Below are 17,946 nucleotides of genomic sequence, written 5' to 3' on the forward strand. Positions count from 1 at the left end.
TACGCTGTCCGCGTTCTGCATGCATGGAATAAATAAAAGGGCCTCCCCGCCGAAACGGGAAAGCCCTTTTATTTATTCAGTGGTGGAGATGGCGGGAATCGCACCTACCGTGAACTTAGAACTTTTAGGCGTCTTGACGGTTTTGCTGGGAAATGCAGACAATCAACCCGCAACGGCGGCTATCGGCCAGAACCGGGTTTGGACACTCGCCAGTTCGTCTGGCCGTACAATTCGTAGTGCAGACTCAAGCCGGCGGCGTCGTTGCAGGCGATGATTGGCTGCTGCACTTAATTTTAATCCCCGGGCCTGCTGGCTCAGCTACAAGTTAGGTTGCGACATGGAGTATCCGTTTTCACGCTTGATCATTGCGGCCAGTTTGGCTTGTTTGGTCATGGGGGCGGCCGCTATTCAACAAATGCGCCTTAGTCGCCCCATCGCTAAAGTAAAATACTTTCTGCTTAAATTAGCGGTGGCAGTCTGGCTGGTGAGTGGATTATTTGTCGGGACACTCTACAGTCACGGAGTCGATGTGGCGTGGTACATTTTTGGTGTCGTCGTTAGTCTGGCCGGATGTGTCGTTGCAGGCATCGTGGTGTTTGCTTGGCAGCTTTTCACCAGGCGCAAGCAGGACGGTTAATGGACTTTATGACGTTGCATCACTTGCGAATCCAGTTATCGGCCGATATCGGCTTCCGGCCAGGAGCGGCTGGTGAATTTTGAAAGAAATGGATGAGTATGGATAGGCCCGAGGTCCAACTCATTGCGAATGCGCTGTCCGAGATACGCTCGCTATTAAGCTCCTGCCCAGATGCCGAACATGACGCGCCCTTGGCGGTGCGTCTGGCGGCTCATATAGCTTACGCTTTGCATAATGAGGCCGCGAGTTTAGCCGATGGGGACGGCTTTGACGTAAAGGCTGCTCTCCAAAAGGTGGCGGCGATCGATAACATCGTGCAGGGGCACGATGGCGGTCGACTTGCCGCGGCCTGGACGCCTGGAAATTGCACCGGATCTTGAGGTGGAAATCGGCCGAAAGCGGCCCTCATCTGCTCTAACATCGATGACGGATTGGCCTGTGCGCTGGACTGCAAACCTGTGATTCCTATAATGAGCCAAGATGGTCGATTCGCCTATTTTGTCGTCGTGCATGGAATTGATGTTCCGACCTTCGAACAAATGGCTGTTCACTTCGAATGTCGTCGTGGCGGCATGCGACCGACGGATGAAAGCAGATATATCACTATCCCAGTAACGCTTGACGCCATAGGGAGCACCCTTACTTGGGTCAAAGCCGAGTTGGACGGGTGCTACCGTGAGCTATATTTGATGGTGTCCGTCGAAGCGGAATTGTCTTGGAGCGAGGTTGTCATTCCCGCTGAGATAGCTTTGCTCGCTGGTCAATCTAAGGCGGCAATCAAGGTTCTGCTTGCCAATTCAAGCGAGCGTGATCTCATGGCTGGCGCCGTCCGCTTCGGGGTGGAAGCGGACGGCGCCGATTTGCGCTCTGAGTCGCCACCAGTCGCGTAAGGCCGCGATTCTCAGCGCGGGAATTTATACCGTACCAGCAGCGTAGGTCCTTTGCCGCCGGATGGCGTCAGCAGTATTTCGTCGCCCGGCTGCATCTCTTCATACATTACCGTGCAACAGGTCGGCATCGAGTGGCCGCGCGCCGGATAAACGCCAACGTCGGTGTGCAGGGTCGCGGCGCGTACGTCCACGCTGGACTTGCCGGCCTTTCCTTCTTCTTGCAGCAGCTTGCGCAATGCGGTGACGAAGTCCCCTTTGCTGAGTCTTGCAGGTGCTTGGGTGGCTGGCGGGCGAGCTGTTGCGTCGTTTTTCATGGTAGTTTCCTTCAGTGAATACATGGCCGCCACTATATCATTGGCCCCGAATGTTGCATGACAGTCAGCCGATGGATTTGATCGTCGAGCGGGCGAGCGCGGGCGAGGGGCAGGCCTGCCATTTGAACGCGGCCTGAGCGGTCGATGTTGTCATTAGGGAAAACCGCCTGCGGCGTAAAACCTGGCCAGAAGAATCGGAAAGGGTTGCGCTGGCAAGCGCAACCCGGTTTTGCGGCTATCGGACGAGCAGTGCTCGTCGCCCACAAACCCCCCGCGTCCGTACCGGACGCGGATTCGGCGCCCGCGCTCTGCGCGCATGGAATAAGTAAAAAGGGCCTCCCCGCCGAAACGGGGAAGCCCTTTTATTTATTCAGTGGTGGAGACGGCGGGAATCGAACCCGCGTCCGCAAGCACTCCACAGACAGTTCTACATACTTAGCACTATCATTTAATTTAACTCAGCCAGCACGGATGTGCACGTTATGGGCAAGCGAGTTACCTATTATTTAGTCGGACGCTAAGTAACCCAGCATACGACGAGTCCCTGTAAATGACTCTAGAGCTTTTGACGGCCCACCCCAGGGACGAGGTGTTCTAGAGCTAACAGCGATTAAGCTGCCAGTGCGTACGAGTTATCGTTTGCAGTTAAGTTTTTTCAGGTTGTATTTACGAGGTAGCCCGCCCTCGGTATGCCCTGCGCTGCTTTGCAACCCACGTCGAAACCAGGTCGTCCCCACAGAACCTTCATTGTAGCGCAATCTGTCCACTCTTGCATGATGCATTCGCGCCGATGCGCGCCGGCTCACGCGCCGGCAGCTTTATGCCGCCAGCTGGCGCGCCTGCGCCGCCTTCACCACCGCGCTGACCAGTTCCAGCAGCGCTTGCGGCGTGTCCAGCAGGTGGTCGGCATTCCAGTGCTGCGGTTCGACGGGGCCGCAATAGCCCCAGGCGCAGGCCACCGTGCGCATGCCGGCGGCGCGGCCGGCCTGGATGTCGCGCAGGTCGTCGCCCACGTACCAGCATTCTTCCGGCGCCAGTGCCAGGCGGCGCGCCGCTTCCAGCAGGGGGGCGGGGTGCGGTTTCGGGTGCGCCATGGTGTCGCCCGAGATGACGCAGCCGGCGGCGCCCAGGCCGATCTGGCCGACCAGCGGGTCGGTGAAGCGGGCCGCCTTGTTGGTGACGACGCCCCAGGCCAGGCCCAGCGCCTGCAAGCCGTCGAGCATGGCGGGGATGCCGTCGAACAGGCGGCTTTCCACGGCCAGCGCCGCTTCGTAGTTGTTCAGGAAGCCGTCTTTCAGGGCTTCATAGCCGCTTTCGCCGGGACCGATGCCATACGACGCGCCTATCATGCCGCGCGCGCCGGCCGAGGCCGTGGGGCGCAGGATGGCGTACGGGGTTGGTTCCAGGCCGGCGCGCGCGCGCAGCAGGTTGATGGCGGCCGCCAGGTCGGGGGCGGTGTCGGCCAGGGTGCCGTCGAGGTCGAACAGGATGGCGCGCGGGGCTGGCAAGTGGTCGGTGGTCATGGCGAGCGCAGTAATCAGGTGGATCGGGATGAAAAATGGCGGCCGCAGCCGCCTTGTGGTTGACGCGGAAATTACAGGGGCCGGGTGCAGGCCACCAGGTAATTGACGCTGGTATCACTATTAAGCGAGTAAATCTTGGTCAACGGATTGTAGCCCATGCCGCGCATGCTATTGACATCGAGGCCGGCGCTGCGTACATATTGCGACAATTCGGCCGGCGTGATGAATTTATCGTAGTCGTGCGTGCCTTTGGGCAGCAGGCGCAGCAGGTATTCGGCGCCGAGGATGGCAAACAGATAGGCTTTCGGATTGCGGTTCAGGGTCGACAGGAAGACGTGACCGCCCGGTTTGACCAGGGTGGCGCAGGCCTTCACGATGGCGGCCGGATCCGGCACGTGCTCGAGCATTTCCATGCAGGTGACGACGTCGTACTGGCCCGCCTCTGCGTCGGCCATGGCTTCGGCGGCGATCAGCTTGTAGCGCACCTTGGCGCCCGATTCCAGGCTGTGCAGGTCGGCCACTTTCAGGGCTTTCTCGGACAGGTCGATGCCCGTCACGTCGGCACCCTTGCGGGCCATCGATTCGGCCAGGATGCCGCCGCCGCAGCCGATGTCGATCACGCGCTTGCCGGCCAGCGGCACTTTCGCGTTGATCCATTCCAGGCGCAGGGGGTTAATTTCGTGCAGGGGACGAAACTCGGAAGTGGGGTCCCACCAGCGGTGGGCCAGCTCACTGAATTTTTGGATTTCAAGAGGGTCGGCATTCATAGGTCGAATAATAGCGGCAATTTTACAATTGGGCAGCCACGGACGAAAAAAAACCCCGCCGTGGCGGGGTTTTTTCATGCTGTCCTTGACTTGCGCGATGACTTGGAGCAAGTCCCAGGGTAGCGGTTCAGCGATTACTTGTTGCGGGTACCAACAACTTCGATTTCCACGCGACGGTTTTTCGCACGGCCTTCGGCAGTTTTGTTGTCAGCAACAGGTTGTTTTTCGCCTTTGCCTTCGGTGTACACGCGGTTGCTTTCAACGCCTTTGGTGACCAGGTAGGCTTTGACAGCATCAGCACGACGTACCGACAGTTTTTGGTTGTAAGCATCGGTGCCGACGGAGTCGGTGTGACCCACAGCGATGATGACTTCCAGGTTGATGCCGCCCAGTTGTGCGGACAGCTCGTCCAGCTTGGCTTTGCCTTCTGGCTTCAGCGTAGCTTTGTCGAAATCGAAGAATGCATCAGCAGCGAAGCTGACTTTTTCCGAGGTAGGAGCAACGACGACTGGCACTGGTACGACCACGACTGGTGCAGGAGCAGGTACTACTGGCGCTGGTGGGGCCACGCATTTGCCGTCTTGCAGGGTTTCTGGTTCTACGCACAGTGGCACGTCGCAACCTGGCACCGCGTCAGCAGGTGTCCAGTAGCCGGTACGCCAGCACAGACCGAATGGGTCACGCACGATAACGCCGCGAGCATCTTGCACGTAAGCGCTTTTTGGGCTTGGTGCTTTGATGTCAGTGGTAACTGGCGCGAACGGTGGGGAGGTTGGGGTTTGGGCCGAAGCCGAGCCAGCAATCACTGCGGATGCAGCGAAAAACAGCGTTACAAATTTATTCATTCTTTTTTCCTTTCGGGGGGTGATATCCGCAGAACAACACTGCGCTACTGGTGCTACGTGCCGAGATTTTATCATGTAGACCACATGCGCTCGTTTCAGATTGCGAAACTAGCAATTAACTTCCCAGTCATTTTGCCACACGCATCAGGGGCGCACGACCGTGGTTAAATCAAAGCTTGCCCGATTTTAGACCGCGCGTTGTTTTTGCGCAACGAAAATGCCCATTTGTAACGCGTCTGTAACAATTGATCGCTTTTTTGCCTCTTTTAAGGGCAGAGGACTTGAACTGGTATTGCCATTGTGCATTATCGACACCTGGACATGCACAGCGCCGGTGCGAAGCGGCAATCTTGCCGGTCTGGCCAATTTGTACAGGTAGCTGGGCGCGCATGCTAAAATCGTGCGCTTGACTGTTAAGAGTGTTGAGCAGAGGCGCAAGGCGGCGCTGCATGGCGGGACGTACCGAGGTACAGTCCGGACCGTGCCACCGCCGTCACTTTTTGCCAGACACTCTGCGACATGGAAGCCGGGCCGCGCCAGCAGCGCGCGGTGCGGCGTCCACGACGACAGCCGCCTAGGATATGCAGTATTGCGTCATACATTGCGTAGCAGATAAGTTAACCACAGCCTGAGATCAGTCGAACCGCCAATGGATCAATTCGCAAAAGAAACAATTCCTATTTCCCTCGAAGAAGAGATGCGCAAGAGCTACCTCGATTACGCCATGAGCGTGATCGTCGGGCGCGCCTTGCCGGATGCGCGCGATGGCTTGAAGCCAGTGCACCGCCGCGTCTTGTTCGCGATGCATGAAATGAACAACGTGTGGAACCGCCCTTACGTCAAGTGCGCCCGCGTGGTCGGCGAAACCATGGGTAAGTACCATCCCCACGGCGACGCCTCGATCTACGACACCTTGGTGCGCATGGCGCAAGATTTTTCGCTGCGCTACATGCTCATCGACGGCCAGGGTAACTTTGGCTCCGTCGACGGCGATGGCGCCGCGGCGATGCGTTACACCGAGTGCCGCCTGGACAAGATCGCCAGCGAATTGCTGGCCGATATCGATAAAGATACCGTCGACTTCCAGCCCAACTATGACGGCAAGGAAAAGGAACCGACGGTCTTGCCGACGCGTATCCCGAACCTGCTGATCAACGGTTCTTCCGGCATCGCGGTCGGCATGGCGACGAACATTCCGCCACACAATATTACCGAAGTCATCAACGGCGCCCTGCACGTGCTGCGCAACCCGGACTGCACGATCGATGAACTGATCGAACTGATCCCGGCGCCCGATTTCCCCACCGCCGGCATCATCTATGGCGTCTCGGGCGTGCGCGACGGCTACCGCACGGGCCGCGGCCGCGTGGTCATGCGCGCCAAGACGCACTTCGAGGAATACGGCAAGGACGGCGGCCGCATCGCCATCATCGTCGACGAGCTGCCATTCCAGGTCAACAAGAAGTCCTTGCTGGAACGCATCGCCGAAAACGTGCGCGACAAGAAGCTGGACGGCATTTCCGACATCCGCGACGAGTCCGACAAATCGGGCATGCGCGTGGTGATCGAGCTGAAACGCGGCGAAGTGCCGGAAGTGGTGCTGAACAATCTGTACAAGCAAACCCAGTTGCAAGACACCTTCGGCATGAACATGGTGGCCCTCGTCGATGGCCAGCCGAAGCTGCTGAACCTGAAGCAGATGCTGCAATGCTTCCTGTCGCACCGCCGCGAAGTGGTGACGCGCCGCACCGTGTTCGAACTGCGCAAGGCGCGCGAACGCGGCCACGTGCTCGAAGGCCTGGCTGTCGCGCTGGCCAATATCGATGACTTCATCGCCATCATCAAGGCCGCGCCGACGCCGCCGATCGCCAAGGTCGAGCTGATGGCGCGCCCGTGGGATTCGTCCGTCGTGCGCGAAATGCTGGCCCGTACGGGCGACGGCACGACGCCAGGCGGCGTCGATGCCTACCGTCCGGAAAACCTGCCGAAGCATTACGGCATGCAGGCCGATGGCCTGTACAAGCTGTCGGACGACCAGGCGCAGGAAATCCTGCAGATGCGTCTGCAGCGCCTGACCGGTCTGGAACAGGACAAGATCGTCAACGAGTACAAGGAAATCATGGCGCACATCGCCGACTTGCTCGACATCCTGGCCAAGCCGGAACGCGTCACCATCATCATCACCGATGAAATGACGCTGGCCATGAACGAATACGGCGCCGGCAACAAGGACGTGCGCCGCTCGCAGATCGAACTCAATGCCACCGACCTGGAAACGGAAGACCTGATCACGCCGCAGGACATGGTCGTGACCCTGTCGCACACCGGCTACATGAAGGCGCAGCCGATCACCGAATACCGCGCGCAAAAACGCGGCGGCCGCGGCAAGCAGGCGATGGCGACGAAAGAGGAAGACTGGATCGACCAGCTGTTCATCGCCAATACGCACGACTACATCCTGTGCTTCTCGGATCGTGGCCGCATGTACTGGCTGAAGGTGTGGGAAGTGCCGCAAGGCTCGCGCAATTCGCGCGGCAAGCCGATCGTCAACATGTTCCCGCTGCAGGACAACGAAAAGATCACCGTGATCCTGCCGCTGTCGGGCGAGAACCGCACGTTCCCCGAAGACCATTACGTGTTCATGTCGACCAGCCTGGGCACCGTCAAGAAAACGCCGCTGAAGGACTTCAGCAATCCACGCAAGGCCGGCATCATCGCGGTCGACCTGGACGACGGCGACTTCCTGATCGGCGCGGCGCTGACCGACGGCCAGCACGACGTGATGCTGTTCTCCGATTCGGGCAAGGCAGTGCGCTTCGACGAAAACGATGTGCGTCCGATGGGCCGCACGGCGCGCGGCGTGCGCGGCATGAACCTGGAAGAAGGCCAGCACGTGATCGCCCTGCTGGTGGCCGAGAACGAGCAGCAGTCGGTGCTGACGGCGACCGAAAACGGTTACGGCAAGCGTACGCCGATCACCGAGTACACGCGCCATGGCCGTGGCACGAAAGGCATGATCGCCATCCAGACCAGCGAGCGCAATGGCAAGGTGGTTGCCGCGACCCTGGTCGACACCACCGATGAAATCATGCTGATCACCACCGGTGGCGTCCTGATTCGTACCCGCGTGTCGGAAATCCGCGAGATGGGCCGCGCGACGCAGGGCGTGACCCTGATCGCCGTGGAGGATGGCACCAAGCTGTCCGGCCTGCAGCGCGTGGTGGAGACGGATATCGACGAAGTCGAGCTGACGACGGAGGCGGGCGTGGACGCCGCGGCCGCGCCGGCGGCTGAACCAGCCGATCCGGACCAGCCGGAGTAAGAAGATTGGGGCTCTTTCGGGAGCCCCAATTGCTGTTGGCGTGCCACTTTCGGCGCCAGCCAGCGTAACCACGTATGCCCCCGCTTTTGTAAAGTCCCGAATACCATGAGAAAAATCGTCGCCACCTTCTTCGCCGCGTTCTCGCTGGCATTCCTTGCGACCCTGCCGGTCCTGGCGCAGAATGCGCAAGCGACGCCCGCCCGCCAGGCCGCGCCCAGCCCCGCCATGACGGTGGCCGTGCGGCGCATGCTCGATGCGATGCAGTTCCCGCAACTGACGCGCAACATCTTCGACCAGATGCTGCAATCGGTGCCGGCCATGATCCGCCAGTCGGCCCTGCAGCAAATCGGCACGAACCCGAACCTGGACGAGAAGCGCAAGGCGCGCGCGCTGGCCAGCGCCGAGGAAGAAATCCCCCTTGCCGTCGCCACCCTGACGCAGGTGCTGGCCGATCCGACCCTGATCGATGAACTGAGCGCCGAGATGGTGCCCCTGTACGCGCGCTACTACACGGTGCCGGAAGTCGAGCAGCTGACGGCGTTCTACAAGACGCCGCTGGGCCGCAAGATGCTGGCGACCATGCCGCAGCTGTCGGCTGAATCGATGGCCATCAGCCAGCGCGTGCTGATCCCGCGCGTGAATGCAGTGCTCGACCAGGTCATACGGGCGGCCACGCAATCGCCCCAATAATCCCATTTACCAAGGACCGTATCGTGACCCATATCTACAATTTCTCCGCCGGACCGGCCGTGCTGCCCAAGGAAGTGCTGGCGCAAGCCGCCGCGGAAATGCAGGACTGGCATGGCAGCGGCATGTCGGTGATGGAAATGAGCCACCGTGGTCCCGAATTCATCTCCATCTACCAGCAAGCCGTCGCCGACCTGCGCGAATTGCTGGCCGTGCCCGATAACTACAAGATCCTGTTCCTGCAGGGCGGCGGCCTGGGCGAGAACGCCATCATCCCGATGAACCTGGTGGGCCATGGCGCCACGCAGCCGGCCACCGTCGACTTCGTGCATACGGGCTCCTGGTCGGGCAAGTCGGTCAAGGAGGCGGCGAAATACGCCACCGTCAACGTGGCCGCCTCGTCGCAGGCCGCCGGTTTCACGGGCGTGCCGCCAGTGGCCGAGTGGAAGCTGACGCCGGGCGCCGCCTACCTGCACATCTGCACCAATGAAACCATCGACGGCGTGGAATTCCAGCAGGCGCCGCAGGTGCCGGCTGGCACCACCATCGTGGCCGACATGTCCTCGCACATCCTGTCGCGCGTTATTGATGTATCGCAATATGGCGTGATCTTCGGCGGCGCGCAGAAAAATATCGGTCCGGCCGGCCTCACCGTGGTCATCGTGCGCGAAGACTTGCTGGGCAAGGCGCTGCCGATTTGCCCGTCGGCCTTCGACTGGTCCATCGTGGCCGAACATGAGTCGATGTACAACACCCCGCCCACCTACGGCATCTATATCGCCGGCCTGGTTTTCCAGTGGCTGAAACGGCAAGGTGGCGTTGCAGCCATGGAACAGCGTAATATTGAGAAAGCGGCGCTGCTGTACGCGGCGCTCGATGCGGACGACTTCTACCAGAACCGGGTCGCTCCCGCATACCGCTCGCGCATGACCATCCCGTTCTATCTGCGCGACGAGAGTATGAACGACGCATTCCTGGCCGGCGCGAAGCAGCGCGGCCTGCTGCAGCTGAAGGGCCACAAGTCCGTCGGCGGCATGCGTGCATCGATCTATAACGCGATGCCGATCGAGGGCGTGCAAGCCCTGGTCAACTATTTGAACGAGTTTGCCGGACGCTGAGTCGCATAACCGACCGCGCCGGCCCGCCGCCGGCGCAGGCCGCGCGGCAATGATTGAAGTACAGCTGACGAAACAAACCAACCATGACCGATAAATTGAAACCGCTGCGCGAACAGATCGATGCGATCGACGCGCAAATCCTCGAACTGCTGAACCGCCGCGCGCAGATCGCCCAGCAGGTGGGCCACGTGAAGGCCGAGACGCAGGCGCCTGTCTTCCGTCCCGAGCGCGAAGCGCAAGTGCTGCGCGGCGTTGCCGAGCGCAATCCCGGCCCCATGGGCGACCGCGAAGTGCAGACCATCTTCCGCGAAATCATGTCGTCCTGCCGCTCGCTGGAAAAGCGCGTCACCGTGGCGTATCTTGGCCCGGCCGGCACCTTCAGCGAGCAGGCCGTGTACCAGCAGTTCGGCAGCGCGGTCGAAGGCTTGCCATGCGCCTCCATCGACGAGGTATTCCGCTCCGCCGAAGCGGGGACGGCCGATTTCGGCGTGGTGCCGATCGAGAATTCCTCGGAAGGCGCCGTCAACCGCACGCTGGACATGATGCTGCAGACCAGCCTTATCATCAGCGGCGAAGTGGCGATTGCCGTGCACCACAGCCTGATGACGAAGAGCGGCAACATGGATGGCATCACTTCCATCTGCGCCCATTCGCAGGCGCTGGCCCAGTGCCAGGTGTGGCTGAACCAGAATTACCCGCACATCGCGCGCCATGCCGTGGCCTCGAACGCGGAAGCGGCGCGCATGGCCGGCGACGATCCGACGGTGGCGGCGATCGCCAGCGAACTGGCGGGCGCGCAGTACAAGCTGGGCGTGGTCAAGGGCCATATCCAGGACGACCCGCACAACCGCACGCGCTTTGCCGTCGTGGGGACGCTGCAGACGGCGCCGTCGGGCAAGGACCAGACCTCGCTGGTGCTGGCCGTGCCGAACAAGGCCGGCGCCGTGTACCAGCTGCTGGCGCCCCTGGCGAAGCACGGCGTGTCGATGACGCGCTTCGAGTCGCGTCCGGCGCGCATGGGCAGCTGGGAGTATTATTTCTATGTCGACGTGGAAGGTCACGTGCACGACGCGGCCGTGGCCCAGGCGCTGGCGGAGTTGCAGGGCAATGCGGCTTTCTTCAAGGTGCTGGGGTCGTATCCGGTCAGTCTGTGACGCCAACGGTGGTGTCGGATTACGGCCTGCGGCCTAATCCGACCTACAATAAGCTGTAGGTTGGGTTAGCGCAGCGTAACCCGGCAAGAGCCACCAGCCTAATCATTCACCAACTTTTAAAGAACACCATGTCTAAAAATATCGGTCCAGAATACGTCCGCGCCATCGCCCCTTACCAGAGCGGCAAACCGATCGCCGAAGTCGCGCGCGAATTCGGCCTCGACGAGGCATCCATCGTCAAGCTGGCGTCGAATGAAAACCCGTACGGCATGCCGGAATCGGCCAAGCAGGCGATGATCGCCGCCATCGATGACCTGGGCCGCTACCCGGATGCCAACGGCTTCGACCTGAAAGCCGTGCTGTCGCAGCGCTATGACGTGCCGGCCGACTGGATCACGCTGGGCAACGGCAGCAACGACATCCTGGAAATCGCCGCGCACGCGTTTGTCGAACACGGCCAGTCCGTCGTTTATTCGCAGTACTCGTTCGCCGTGTATGCGCTGGCCACGCAAGGCCTGGGCGCGCGCCACATCGTCGTGCCGGCGCAAGCCTATGGCCATGACCTCGACGCCATGGCGGCGGCAATCGCCGACGACACGCGCCTGGTCTTCATCGCCAACCCGAACAACCCGACCGGCACCTTCCTGTCGGCCGCGCAGCTCGAAGCCTTCCTGCAAAAGGTGCCGCAGCATGTCGTCGTCGTGCTCGACGAGGCCTACAACGAATTCCTGTCGGCCGGCGACCAGTACGAGTCGACGGCGTGGGTGCGCCAGTATCCGAACCTGGTGGTCTCGCGCACCCTGTCGAAGGCCTATGGCCTGGCCGGCCTGCGCGTCGGTTTCGCCATCGCCCAGCCGGCGCTGACGGACCTGATGAACCGCATCCGCCAGCCATTCAACGTCAATTCGATGGCGCAGGCGGCAGCCATCGCCGCCCTGAACGACAAGGAATTCCTCGAGAAGAGCGCGCGCAACAACGCGGCCGGCTACCGGCAGTTCACGGAAGCGTTCACGCAACTGGGCCTGGAATACGTGCCGTCGCACGGCAATTTCGTGCTGGTGAAGGTGGGCGAGGACGACGGCGCCGGCGCGCGCGTCAACCTGGCGCTGCTCAAGCAGGGCGTGATCGTGCGCCCCGTGGGCAGCTATGGCTTGCCGCAATGGCTGCGCATTTCCATCGGCCTGCCGCAGGAAAACGCGATCTTCATCGCCGCGCTGACGAAAGCGCTGGCCTGACGCCATGACGACGCCTGCACTGAAAAAGGTCGTCATCTTCGGCGTGGGCCTGATCGGCGGCTCGTTCGCGCGCGCGTTAAAGCATGCGGGCGCGGTGGCCACGGTGGTCGGCATGGGCCGTTCGCCGGCCTCGATGGCGCGCGCCCTGGCGCTGGGCATCATCGACGAGATCGGCGGCGACATGGCGGAGGCCATCGCGGGCGCCGACCTGGTGCTGCTGGCCGCGCCCGTGGCGCAGACGGGGGCGATCCTGGCCTCCATCGCGCCGCATCTGCAGCCGGGCACCATCGTCACCGACGCGGGCAGCACGAAAAGCGACGTGGTGGCGGCGGCGCGCGCGGCGCTGGGCGGCAAGGTGGCGCAATTCGTGCCCGGCCATCCGATCGCGGGGCGCGAGACGAATGGCCCCGACGCCGCCATCATTGACTTGTATCAAGGCAAGAAAGTGGTGCTCACGCCGCTGGCGGAAAATGCCGCGGCCGACGTGGAGCGCGTGGCGGCCGCATGGCGTGCCTGCGGCGCCATCCTGCACGTCTTGACGCCCGCAGAACACGACAAGGTGTTTGCCGCCGTCAGCCATCTGCCGCATTTGCTGGCCTTTGCGCTGGTCGACGACATCGCCAGGAAGCCGCACGCGGGCCTGCTGTTCCAGTACGCGGCCAGCGGCTTTCGCGACTTTACGCGCATCGCCGGCTCATCGCCGGAAATGTGGCGCGACATCAGCCTGGCCAACCAGCCGGCGCTGCTGCATGAACTGGATGCCTACCTGGCGCAGTTGACGGCGCTGCGCGCGCACCTGGCCGCCGGCGACGGCGCCGCCATCGAAGGCGTGTATGCGAACGCCCAGCACGCCCGGCAGCAATGGATCGAGGCGATCGAAACGGCAGAAGTACCGGCCGCGCCCGCACAATAAATATTCAAGGATTCCAGCATGACGCAAACCAAGCAATACCCCCACCATATCGACCTGAAGCCGGTCATGCACGCCGCAGGCACGGTGCGCCTGCCCGGCTCGAAAAGCATTTCCAACCGCGTGCTGCTGCTGGCCGCGCTGGCCAAGGGTACGACGAAGATCGTCGACCTGCTCGCCTCCGACGACACCTTCGTCATGCTGACGGCCCTGACGTCGCTGGGCGTGAAATGGACGCAGGACGAGTTGCAGGGCGACCCGGCCACGGCGCACCAGATCCACCACGTGGAAGGCTGCGGCGGCGTGTTCCCGCACCACGCGGCGGACCTCTTCATGGGCAACGCCGGCACGGCGATCCGCCCGCTGACGGCGGCGCTGGCCGTCATCGGCGGCGATTACACCCTGCACGGCGTGTCGCGCATGCACGAGCGTCCCATCGGTGACCTGGTCGATGCGCTGAATGCCGTCGGCACGCAGATCGAATACACGGGCGAGCGGGGTTTCCCGCCGCTGCGCATCCGCCGCGGTCATATCCACGCGCAGCGCATCGCCGTGCGCGGCAACGTGTCGAGCCAGTTCTTGACGGCCCTGCTGATGGTGGCGCCGCTGATGGCGCGCGATCACGCGGTGACCATCGACGTGACGGGCGAGCTGATTTCGAAGCCGTACATTGAAATTACCCTGAACCTGATGCGCCGCTTCGGCGTGACGGTCGAGCATGACGGCTGGCAGTCGTTCACCGTGCAGCCGGGCCAGCAGTACCAAAGCCCGGGCACCATCCACGTCGAGGGCGATGCCTCGTCGGCGTCGTACTTCCTGGCGGCCGGCGCCATCGGCGGCGGTCCCGTGCGCGTGGAGGGCGTGGGGCGCGACAGCATCCAAGGCGACGTGCGTTTCGTCGAAGCCTTGCAGCAGATGGGCGCGACCATCACCATGGGCGAGAACTGGATCGAGGCCCGTTCGAACGGCGTATTGAAAGCCGTCGACATGGATTTCAACCACATTCCCGACGCCGCCATGACGATCGCCGTGGCTGCCCTGTACGCGGACGGCACGAGTACCCTGCGCAATATCGCCAGCTGGAGGGTGAAGGAAACGGACCGCCTGGCCGCCATGGCGACGGAATTGCGCAAGCTCGGCGCGGACGTGGAAGAGGGGGCCGACTACCTGCGCGTGACGCCGCCGGCCGAGATCCAGCCAGCCACCATCGACACGTATGACGACCACCGCATGGCCATGTGCTTTTCGCTCGCCTCGCTGGACGGCGCCGCGCGCCGCGGCAACGAGATGCGCATCAACGACCCGAAATGCGTGGCCAAGACCTTCCCCGAGTATTTCGCCGCATTCGCGGGGATTGCCAAGGATACTTTGATTTAACCAGGTAACCCCAGGTGAAACCTGGGGTCGGACCCTGAGGGGCCGACCCCGGCGCCGCTTCGGGGTTCAGTCTTTTTATTGTGACAAAACTATGCCGAACTCCAACATCCCAGTCATCGCCATCGACGGCCCCACCGCTTCAGGCAAGGGCACGGTGGCGCACCGCGTGGCCGACAAGCTCGGCTTTCATTACCTCGATTCCGGCGCGCTGTACCGCCTGACGGCCCTGTCGGCGCTGCGCCGGGGCACGGACTTGCGCGACGAACACGCGCTGGCCAAGCTGGCCGAACACCTGCCATGCCACTTCGCCGGCGGCGAAATCCTGCTCGCGCATGAAAACGTCACCGAGCAGATCCGTGCCGAAGAAGTGGGCAATACGGCGTCTAAAATTGCTGTTTTGCCAACTGTGCGCCACGCCCTCGTGGGCTTGCAGCTGGGCTTTCGCAAGACGCCGGGCCTGGTGGCCGACGGGCGCGACATGGGGACGGTGATCTTTCCGCATGCCGCGCTGAAGGTATTCCTCACGGCCAGCGTCGAGGCGCGCGCGCAACGGCGCTACAAGCAATTGATAGACAAGGGTTTTTCTGCTAATATGGAAGACCTTCTGATGGATTTGCAGGCGCGGGACGAACGTGATACTCACCGTGCGATTGCGCCGCTGGTCCCCGCGGAAGGGGCGCATGTCCTCGATACCTCGGGAATGACGGCCGATGAGGCTGTTGAAACCGTGTTGAAATGGTATGCGTCGGCAGCAAAATAAGCAGCAAAATAGCGTGCTTTATGTCATCTGTAATGCCTGCTATGTGGTGCCCGTGACGGCTCCTGGCCTGTCCGGGTGTGTCAAAAACCTAACCCAGTTTAAGTCGCATCGTGCGATCTCTGCTGGATAACCTGTGTGAACCCTATGTCTACTGTTACAACTAACGAATCTACCGGTATGGAAAGTTTTGCTGCGCTCTTCGAGGAATCGTTGTCGCGTCAAGATATGCGCTCCGGCGAAGTTATTTCCGCTGAAGTCGTGCGCCTCGACCACAATTTCGTGATCGTGAACGCTGGCCTCAAATCCGAAGCATTCATCCCTGTCGAAGAATTCAAGAACGACCACGGCGAACTGGAAGTCAAAGTTGGTGACTTCGTTTCCGTGGCGATCGAATCGCTGGAAAATGGTTTCGGCGATACCATCCTGTCGCGCGATAAAGCCAAGCGTCTGGCTTCGTGGCTGGCTCTGGAAAAAGCGATGGAATCGGGCGAAATCGTCGTCGGTACCGTCAATGGTAAAGTCAAAGGCGGTCTGACCGTGTTGACCAACGGCATCCGCGCATTCCTGCCGGGCTCGCTGGTTGATACCCGTCCTGTCAAAGACACCACCCCATTCGAAGGCAAAACCCTCGAATTCAAAGTGATCAAGCTGGATCGCAAGCGTAACAACGTGGTTCTGTCCCGCCGCGCCGTCATCGAAGCTTCGATGGGCGAAGAGCGTCAGAAACTGATGGAAACGCTGAAAGAAGGCACGGTCGTGACCGGCGTCGTCAAAAATATCACCGACTACGGCGCGTTCGTGGATCTGGGCGGTATCGATGGCCTGCTGCACATCACCGACCTGGCATGGCGCCGTGTACGTCACCCGTCGGAAGTGTTGACGGTTGGCCAGGAAATCACCGCCAAAGTCCTGAAATACGATCAAGAGAAAAACCGTGTTTCGCTGGGCGTGAAACAACTGGGCGACGATCCTTGGACCGGTCTGTCCCGTCGTTACCCACAAAGCACCCGTCTGTTCGGTAAAGTAACGAACCTGACCGACTACGGCGCGTTCGTTGAAGTGGAACAGGGTATCGAAGGTCTGGTACACGTTTCCGAAATGGACTGGACGAACAAAAACGTTGCTCCTAACAAAGTTGTCCAACTGGGCGACGAAGTAGAAGTGATGGTTCTGGAAATCGACGAAGAGCGTCGTCGTATCTCGCTGGGTATGAAACAGTGCAAAGCCAACCCATGGGACGACTTCGGTGTGACCCATAAGAAAGGTGACAAAGTCCGCGGCGCGATCAAATCGATCACCGACTTCGGCGTGTTCATCGGCCTGGCTGGCAACATCGACGGTCTGGTGCACCTGTCCGACCTGTCCTGGACCGAAACCGGCGAAGAAGCCGTGCGTCGCTTCAAGAAAGGTGACGAACTGGAAGCCATCGTTCTGGCCATCGACGTTGAGCGCGAGCGCGTTTCCCTGGGCGTCAAGCAACTGGAAGGTGACCCATTCAACAACTTCGCAGCCATGAACGACAAAGGCTCGCTGGTAACCGGTACCGTTAAATCGGTTGAGCCTAAAGGCGCCGTGATCCAACTGTCCGAAGAAGTTGAAGGCTACCTGCGCGCTTCCGAAATCTCGCGCGACCGCGTTGAAGATGCTGGCACGCACCTGAAAGTCGGCGATACCGTCGAAGCAATGGTGTTGAACATCGACCGCAAAGCCCGTGGTATCCAACTGTCGATCAAAGCGAAAGACAACGTTGAAACCCAGGAAGCCATGCAGAAGATGGCAGCTACCGACAACAACGCAGCTTCGGGCACCACCAGCCTGGGCGCCTTGTTGAAAGCTAAGTTCGATAACAAGAACTAAGACTGCGGATACGGCAGATGACAAAGTCCGAGCTGATCAACCGCCTCGCTGAGCGTTATTCTCAGCTGGTGGCGAAAGATGCGGAGTATGCCGTCAAGACCATTCTCGATGCGATGACCAACGCCCTGGCGACCGGTCAACGTATCGAGATCCGCGGTTTTGGCAGTTTTGCCCTGAACAGCAGGCCCCCGCGCATCGGTCGCAACCCGAAATCCGGCGACAAGGTGATGGTTCCCGAAAAACGGGTGCCCCACTTCAAGCCGGGCAAACAGTTGCGCGAGCGGGTGGACGCGATGGTCGGACAACCGATCATCGAGGATTAATCGTCTGCTGGAAGGCGACACAAAGAGCGGCGTCCTTGGATGCCGCTTTTTTTTGTTAATATGCTGTAGAGCACTGATCAAACCTACTGCGCGTCGCGCTTTGCGGCCGGCGATGCTCACCGTACTCAAGTACGGTTGCGCTTCTCGGCCACAAATCGCTGCCGCTCGCTACGGTTTGATCAGCGCTCTGCGTTTGTGCCATGTGGCACGGGCATTTTTTTGTTCAC

Annotated in this window: 16 protein-coding genes and 1 other RNA gene; 12 read left to right on the plus strand and 5 right to left on the minus strand. The window is 61.0% G+C overall.

Annotation, left to right across the window (positions count from 1 at the left end; genetic code table 11):
- Window positions 1–274: 274 nt before the first annotated feature.
- Window positions 275–637: a hypothetical protein gene (locus tag O0880_RS20870; protein WP_289888537.1), complete on the plus strand. Its 363-nt coding sequence runs from the start codon at window positions 275–277 to the stop codon at window positions 635–637.
- A 470-nt stretch (window positions 638–1,107) separates the two neighbouring features.
- Window positions 1,108–1,527, plus strand: a complete 420-nt coding sequence (locus O0880_RS20875) for a hypothetical protein (protein WP_289888538.1) — start codon at window positions 1,108–1,110, stop codon at window positions 1,525–1,527.
- Between the two features lie 11 nt (window positions 1,528–1,538).
- Here O0880_RS20875 and O0880_RS20880 read toward each other — a convergent pair whose 3' ends face one another.
- The 5 genes from O0880_RS20880 to ompA all read right to left on the minus strand — a co-directional run bounded on the left by O0880_RS20880 (window position 1,539) and on the right by ompA (window position 4,976).
- On the minus strand, window positions 1,539–1,841 hold the full coding sequence (locus tag O0880_RS20880) for an HNH endonuclease (protein WP_289888539.1): 303 nt from the start codon (window positions 1,839–1,841) through the stop codon (window positions 1,539–1,541).
- 374 nt (window positions 1,842–2,215) lie between these two features.
- Window positions 2,216–2,576: a transfer-messenger RNA gene (gene ssrA, locus O0880_RS20885) on the minus strand.
- An 83-nt stretch (window positions 2,577–2,659) separates the two neighbouring features.
- Window positions 2,660–3,364, minus strand: coding sequence for an HAD-IA family hydrolase (locus O0880_RS20890; RefSeq protein ID WP_071324922.1), 705 nt, complete (start codon window positions 3,362–3,364; stop codon window positions 2,660–2,662).
- Between the two features lie 71 nt (window positions 3,365–3,435).
- Complete coding sequence (gene ubiG / locus O0880_RS20895) at window positions 3,436–4,131, minus strand: bifunctional 2-polyprenyl-6-hydroxyphenol methylase/3-demethylubiquinol 3-O-methyltransferase UbiG (RefSeq protein WP_289888541.1); 696 nt, start codon at window positions 4,129–4,131, stop codon at window positions 3,436–3,438.
- A gap of 134 nt (window positions 4,132–4,265) precedes the next feature.
- The gene (gene ompA / locus O0880_RS20900; RefSeq protein WP_034782001.1) at window positions 4,266–4,976 is read right to left on the minus strand and encodes an outer membrane protein OmpA; all 711 of its coding nucleotides are present in this window, start codon (window positions 4,974–4,976) and stop codon (window positions 4,266–4,268) included.
- 649 nt (window positions 4,977–5,625) lie between these two features.
- Here ompA and gyrA point away from each other — a divergent pair.
- From gyrA to O0880_RS20950, 10 genes are all read left to right on the plus strand, one after another.
- Complete coding sequence (gene gyrA / locus O0880_RS20905) at window positions 5,626–8,298, plus strand: DNA gyrase subunit A (protein ID WP_071324920.1); 2,673 nt, start codon at window positions 5,626–5,628, stop codon at window positions 8,296–8,298.
- A 105-nt stretch (window positions 8,299–8,403) separates the two neighbouring features.
- Window positions 8,404–8,988: a DUF2059 domain-containing protein gene (locus O0880_RS20910; RefSeq protein ID WP_071324919.1), complete on the plus strand. Its 585-nt coding sequence runs from the start codon at window positions 8,404–8,406 to the stop codon at window positions 8,986–8,988.
- A gap of 23 nt (window positions 8,989–9,011) precedes the next feature.
- Entirely contained in the window at window positions 9,012–10,103 is a 1,092-nt protein-coding gene (gene serC, locus O0880_RS20915; protein ID WP_289888548.1) for a 3-phosphoserine/phosphohydroxythreonine transaminase, read from the plus strand.
- Between the two features lie 83 nt (window positions 10,104–10,186).
- A complete protein-coding gene (gene pheA, locus O0880_RS20920; RefSeq protein ID WP_071324917.1) occupies window positions 10,187–11,257 on the plus strand; it encodes a prephenate dehydratase in 1,071 nt (356 codons plus the stop codon).
- A 128-nt stretch (window positions 11,258–11,385) separates the two neighbouring features.
- Window positions 11,386–12,492 (plus strand): histidinol-phosphate transaminase, encoded by a 1,107-nt coding sequence (gene hisC, locus O0880_RS20925; protein ID WP_289888549.1) that lies wholly within the window; start codon window positions 11,386–11,388, stop codon window positions 12,490–12,492.
- A gap of 4 nt (window positions 12,493–12,496) precedes the next feature.
- Window positions 12,497–13,405 carry a prephenate dehydrogenase/arogenate dehydrogenase family protein gene (locus O0880_RS20930; protein WP_289888550.1) on the plus strand — a complete coding sequence of 303 codons (909 nt, stop codon included), beginning with the start codon at window positions 12,497–12,499 and terminating at the stop codon, window positions 13,403–13,405.
- Between the two features lie 18 nt (window positions 13,406–13,423).
- Window positions 13,424–14,779 (plus strand): 3-phosphoshikimate 1-carboxyvinyltransferase, encoded by a 1,356-nt coding sequence (gene aroA / locus O0880_RS20935; RefSeq protein ID WP_289888551.1) that lies wholly within the window; start codon window positions 13,424–13,426, stop codon window positions 14,777–14,779.
- A gap of 91 nt (window positions 14,780–14,870) precedes the next feature.
- On the plus strand, window positions 14,871–15,539 hold the full coding sequence (gene cmk / locus O0880_RS20940) for a (d)CMP kinase (protein ID WP_289888552.1): 669 nt from the start codon (window positions 14,871–14,873) through the stop codon (window positions 15,537–15,539).
- Between the two features lie 144 nt (window positions 15,540–15,683).
- Window positions 15,684–17,396 (plus strand): 30S ribosomal protein S1, encoded by a 1,713-nt coding sequence (gene rpsA, locus O0880_RS20945; protein ID WP_071650172.1) that lies wholly within the window; start codon window positions 15,684–15,686, stop codon window positions 17,394–17,396.
- 17 nt (window positions 17,397–17,413) lie between these two features.
- Window positions 17,414–17,719: an integration host factor subunit beta gene (locus tag O0880_RS20950; RefSeq protein ID WP_008446215.1), complete on the plus strand. Its 306-nt coding sequence runs from the start codon at window positions 17,414–17,416 to the stop codon at window positions 17,717–17,719.
- Window positions 17,720–17,946: the final 227 nt, after the last annotated feature.

The sequence above is a fragment of the Janthinobacterium sp. SUN118 genome, assembly GCF_030397695.1.
Lineage (GTDB): Bacteria > Pseudomonadota > Gammaproteobacteria > Burkholderiales > Burkholderiaceae_D > Janthinobacterium.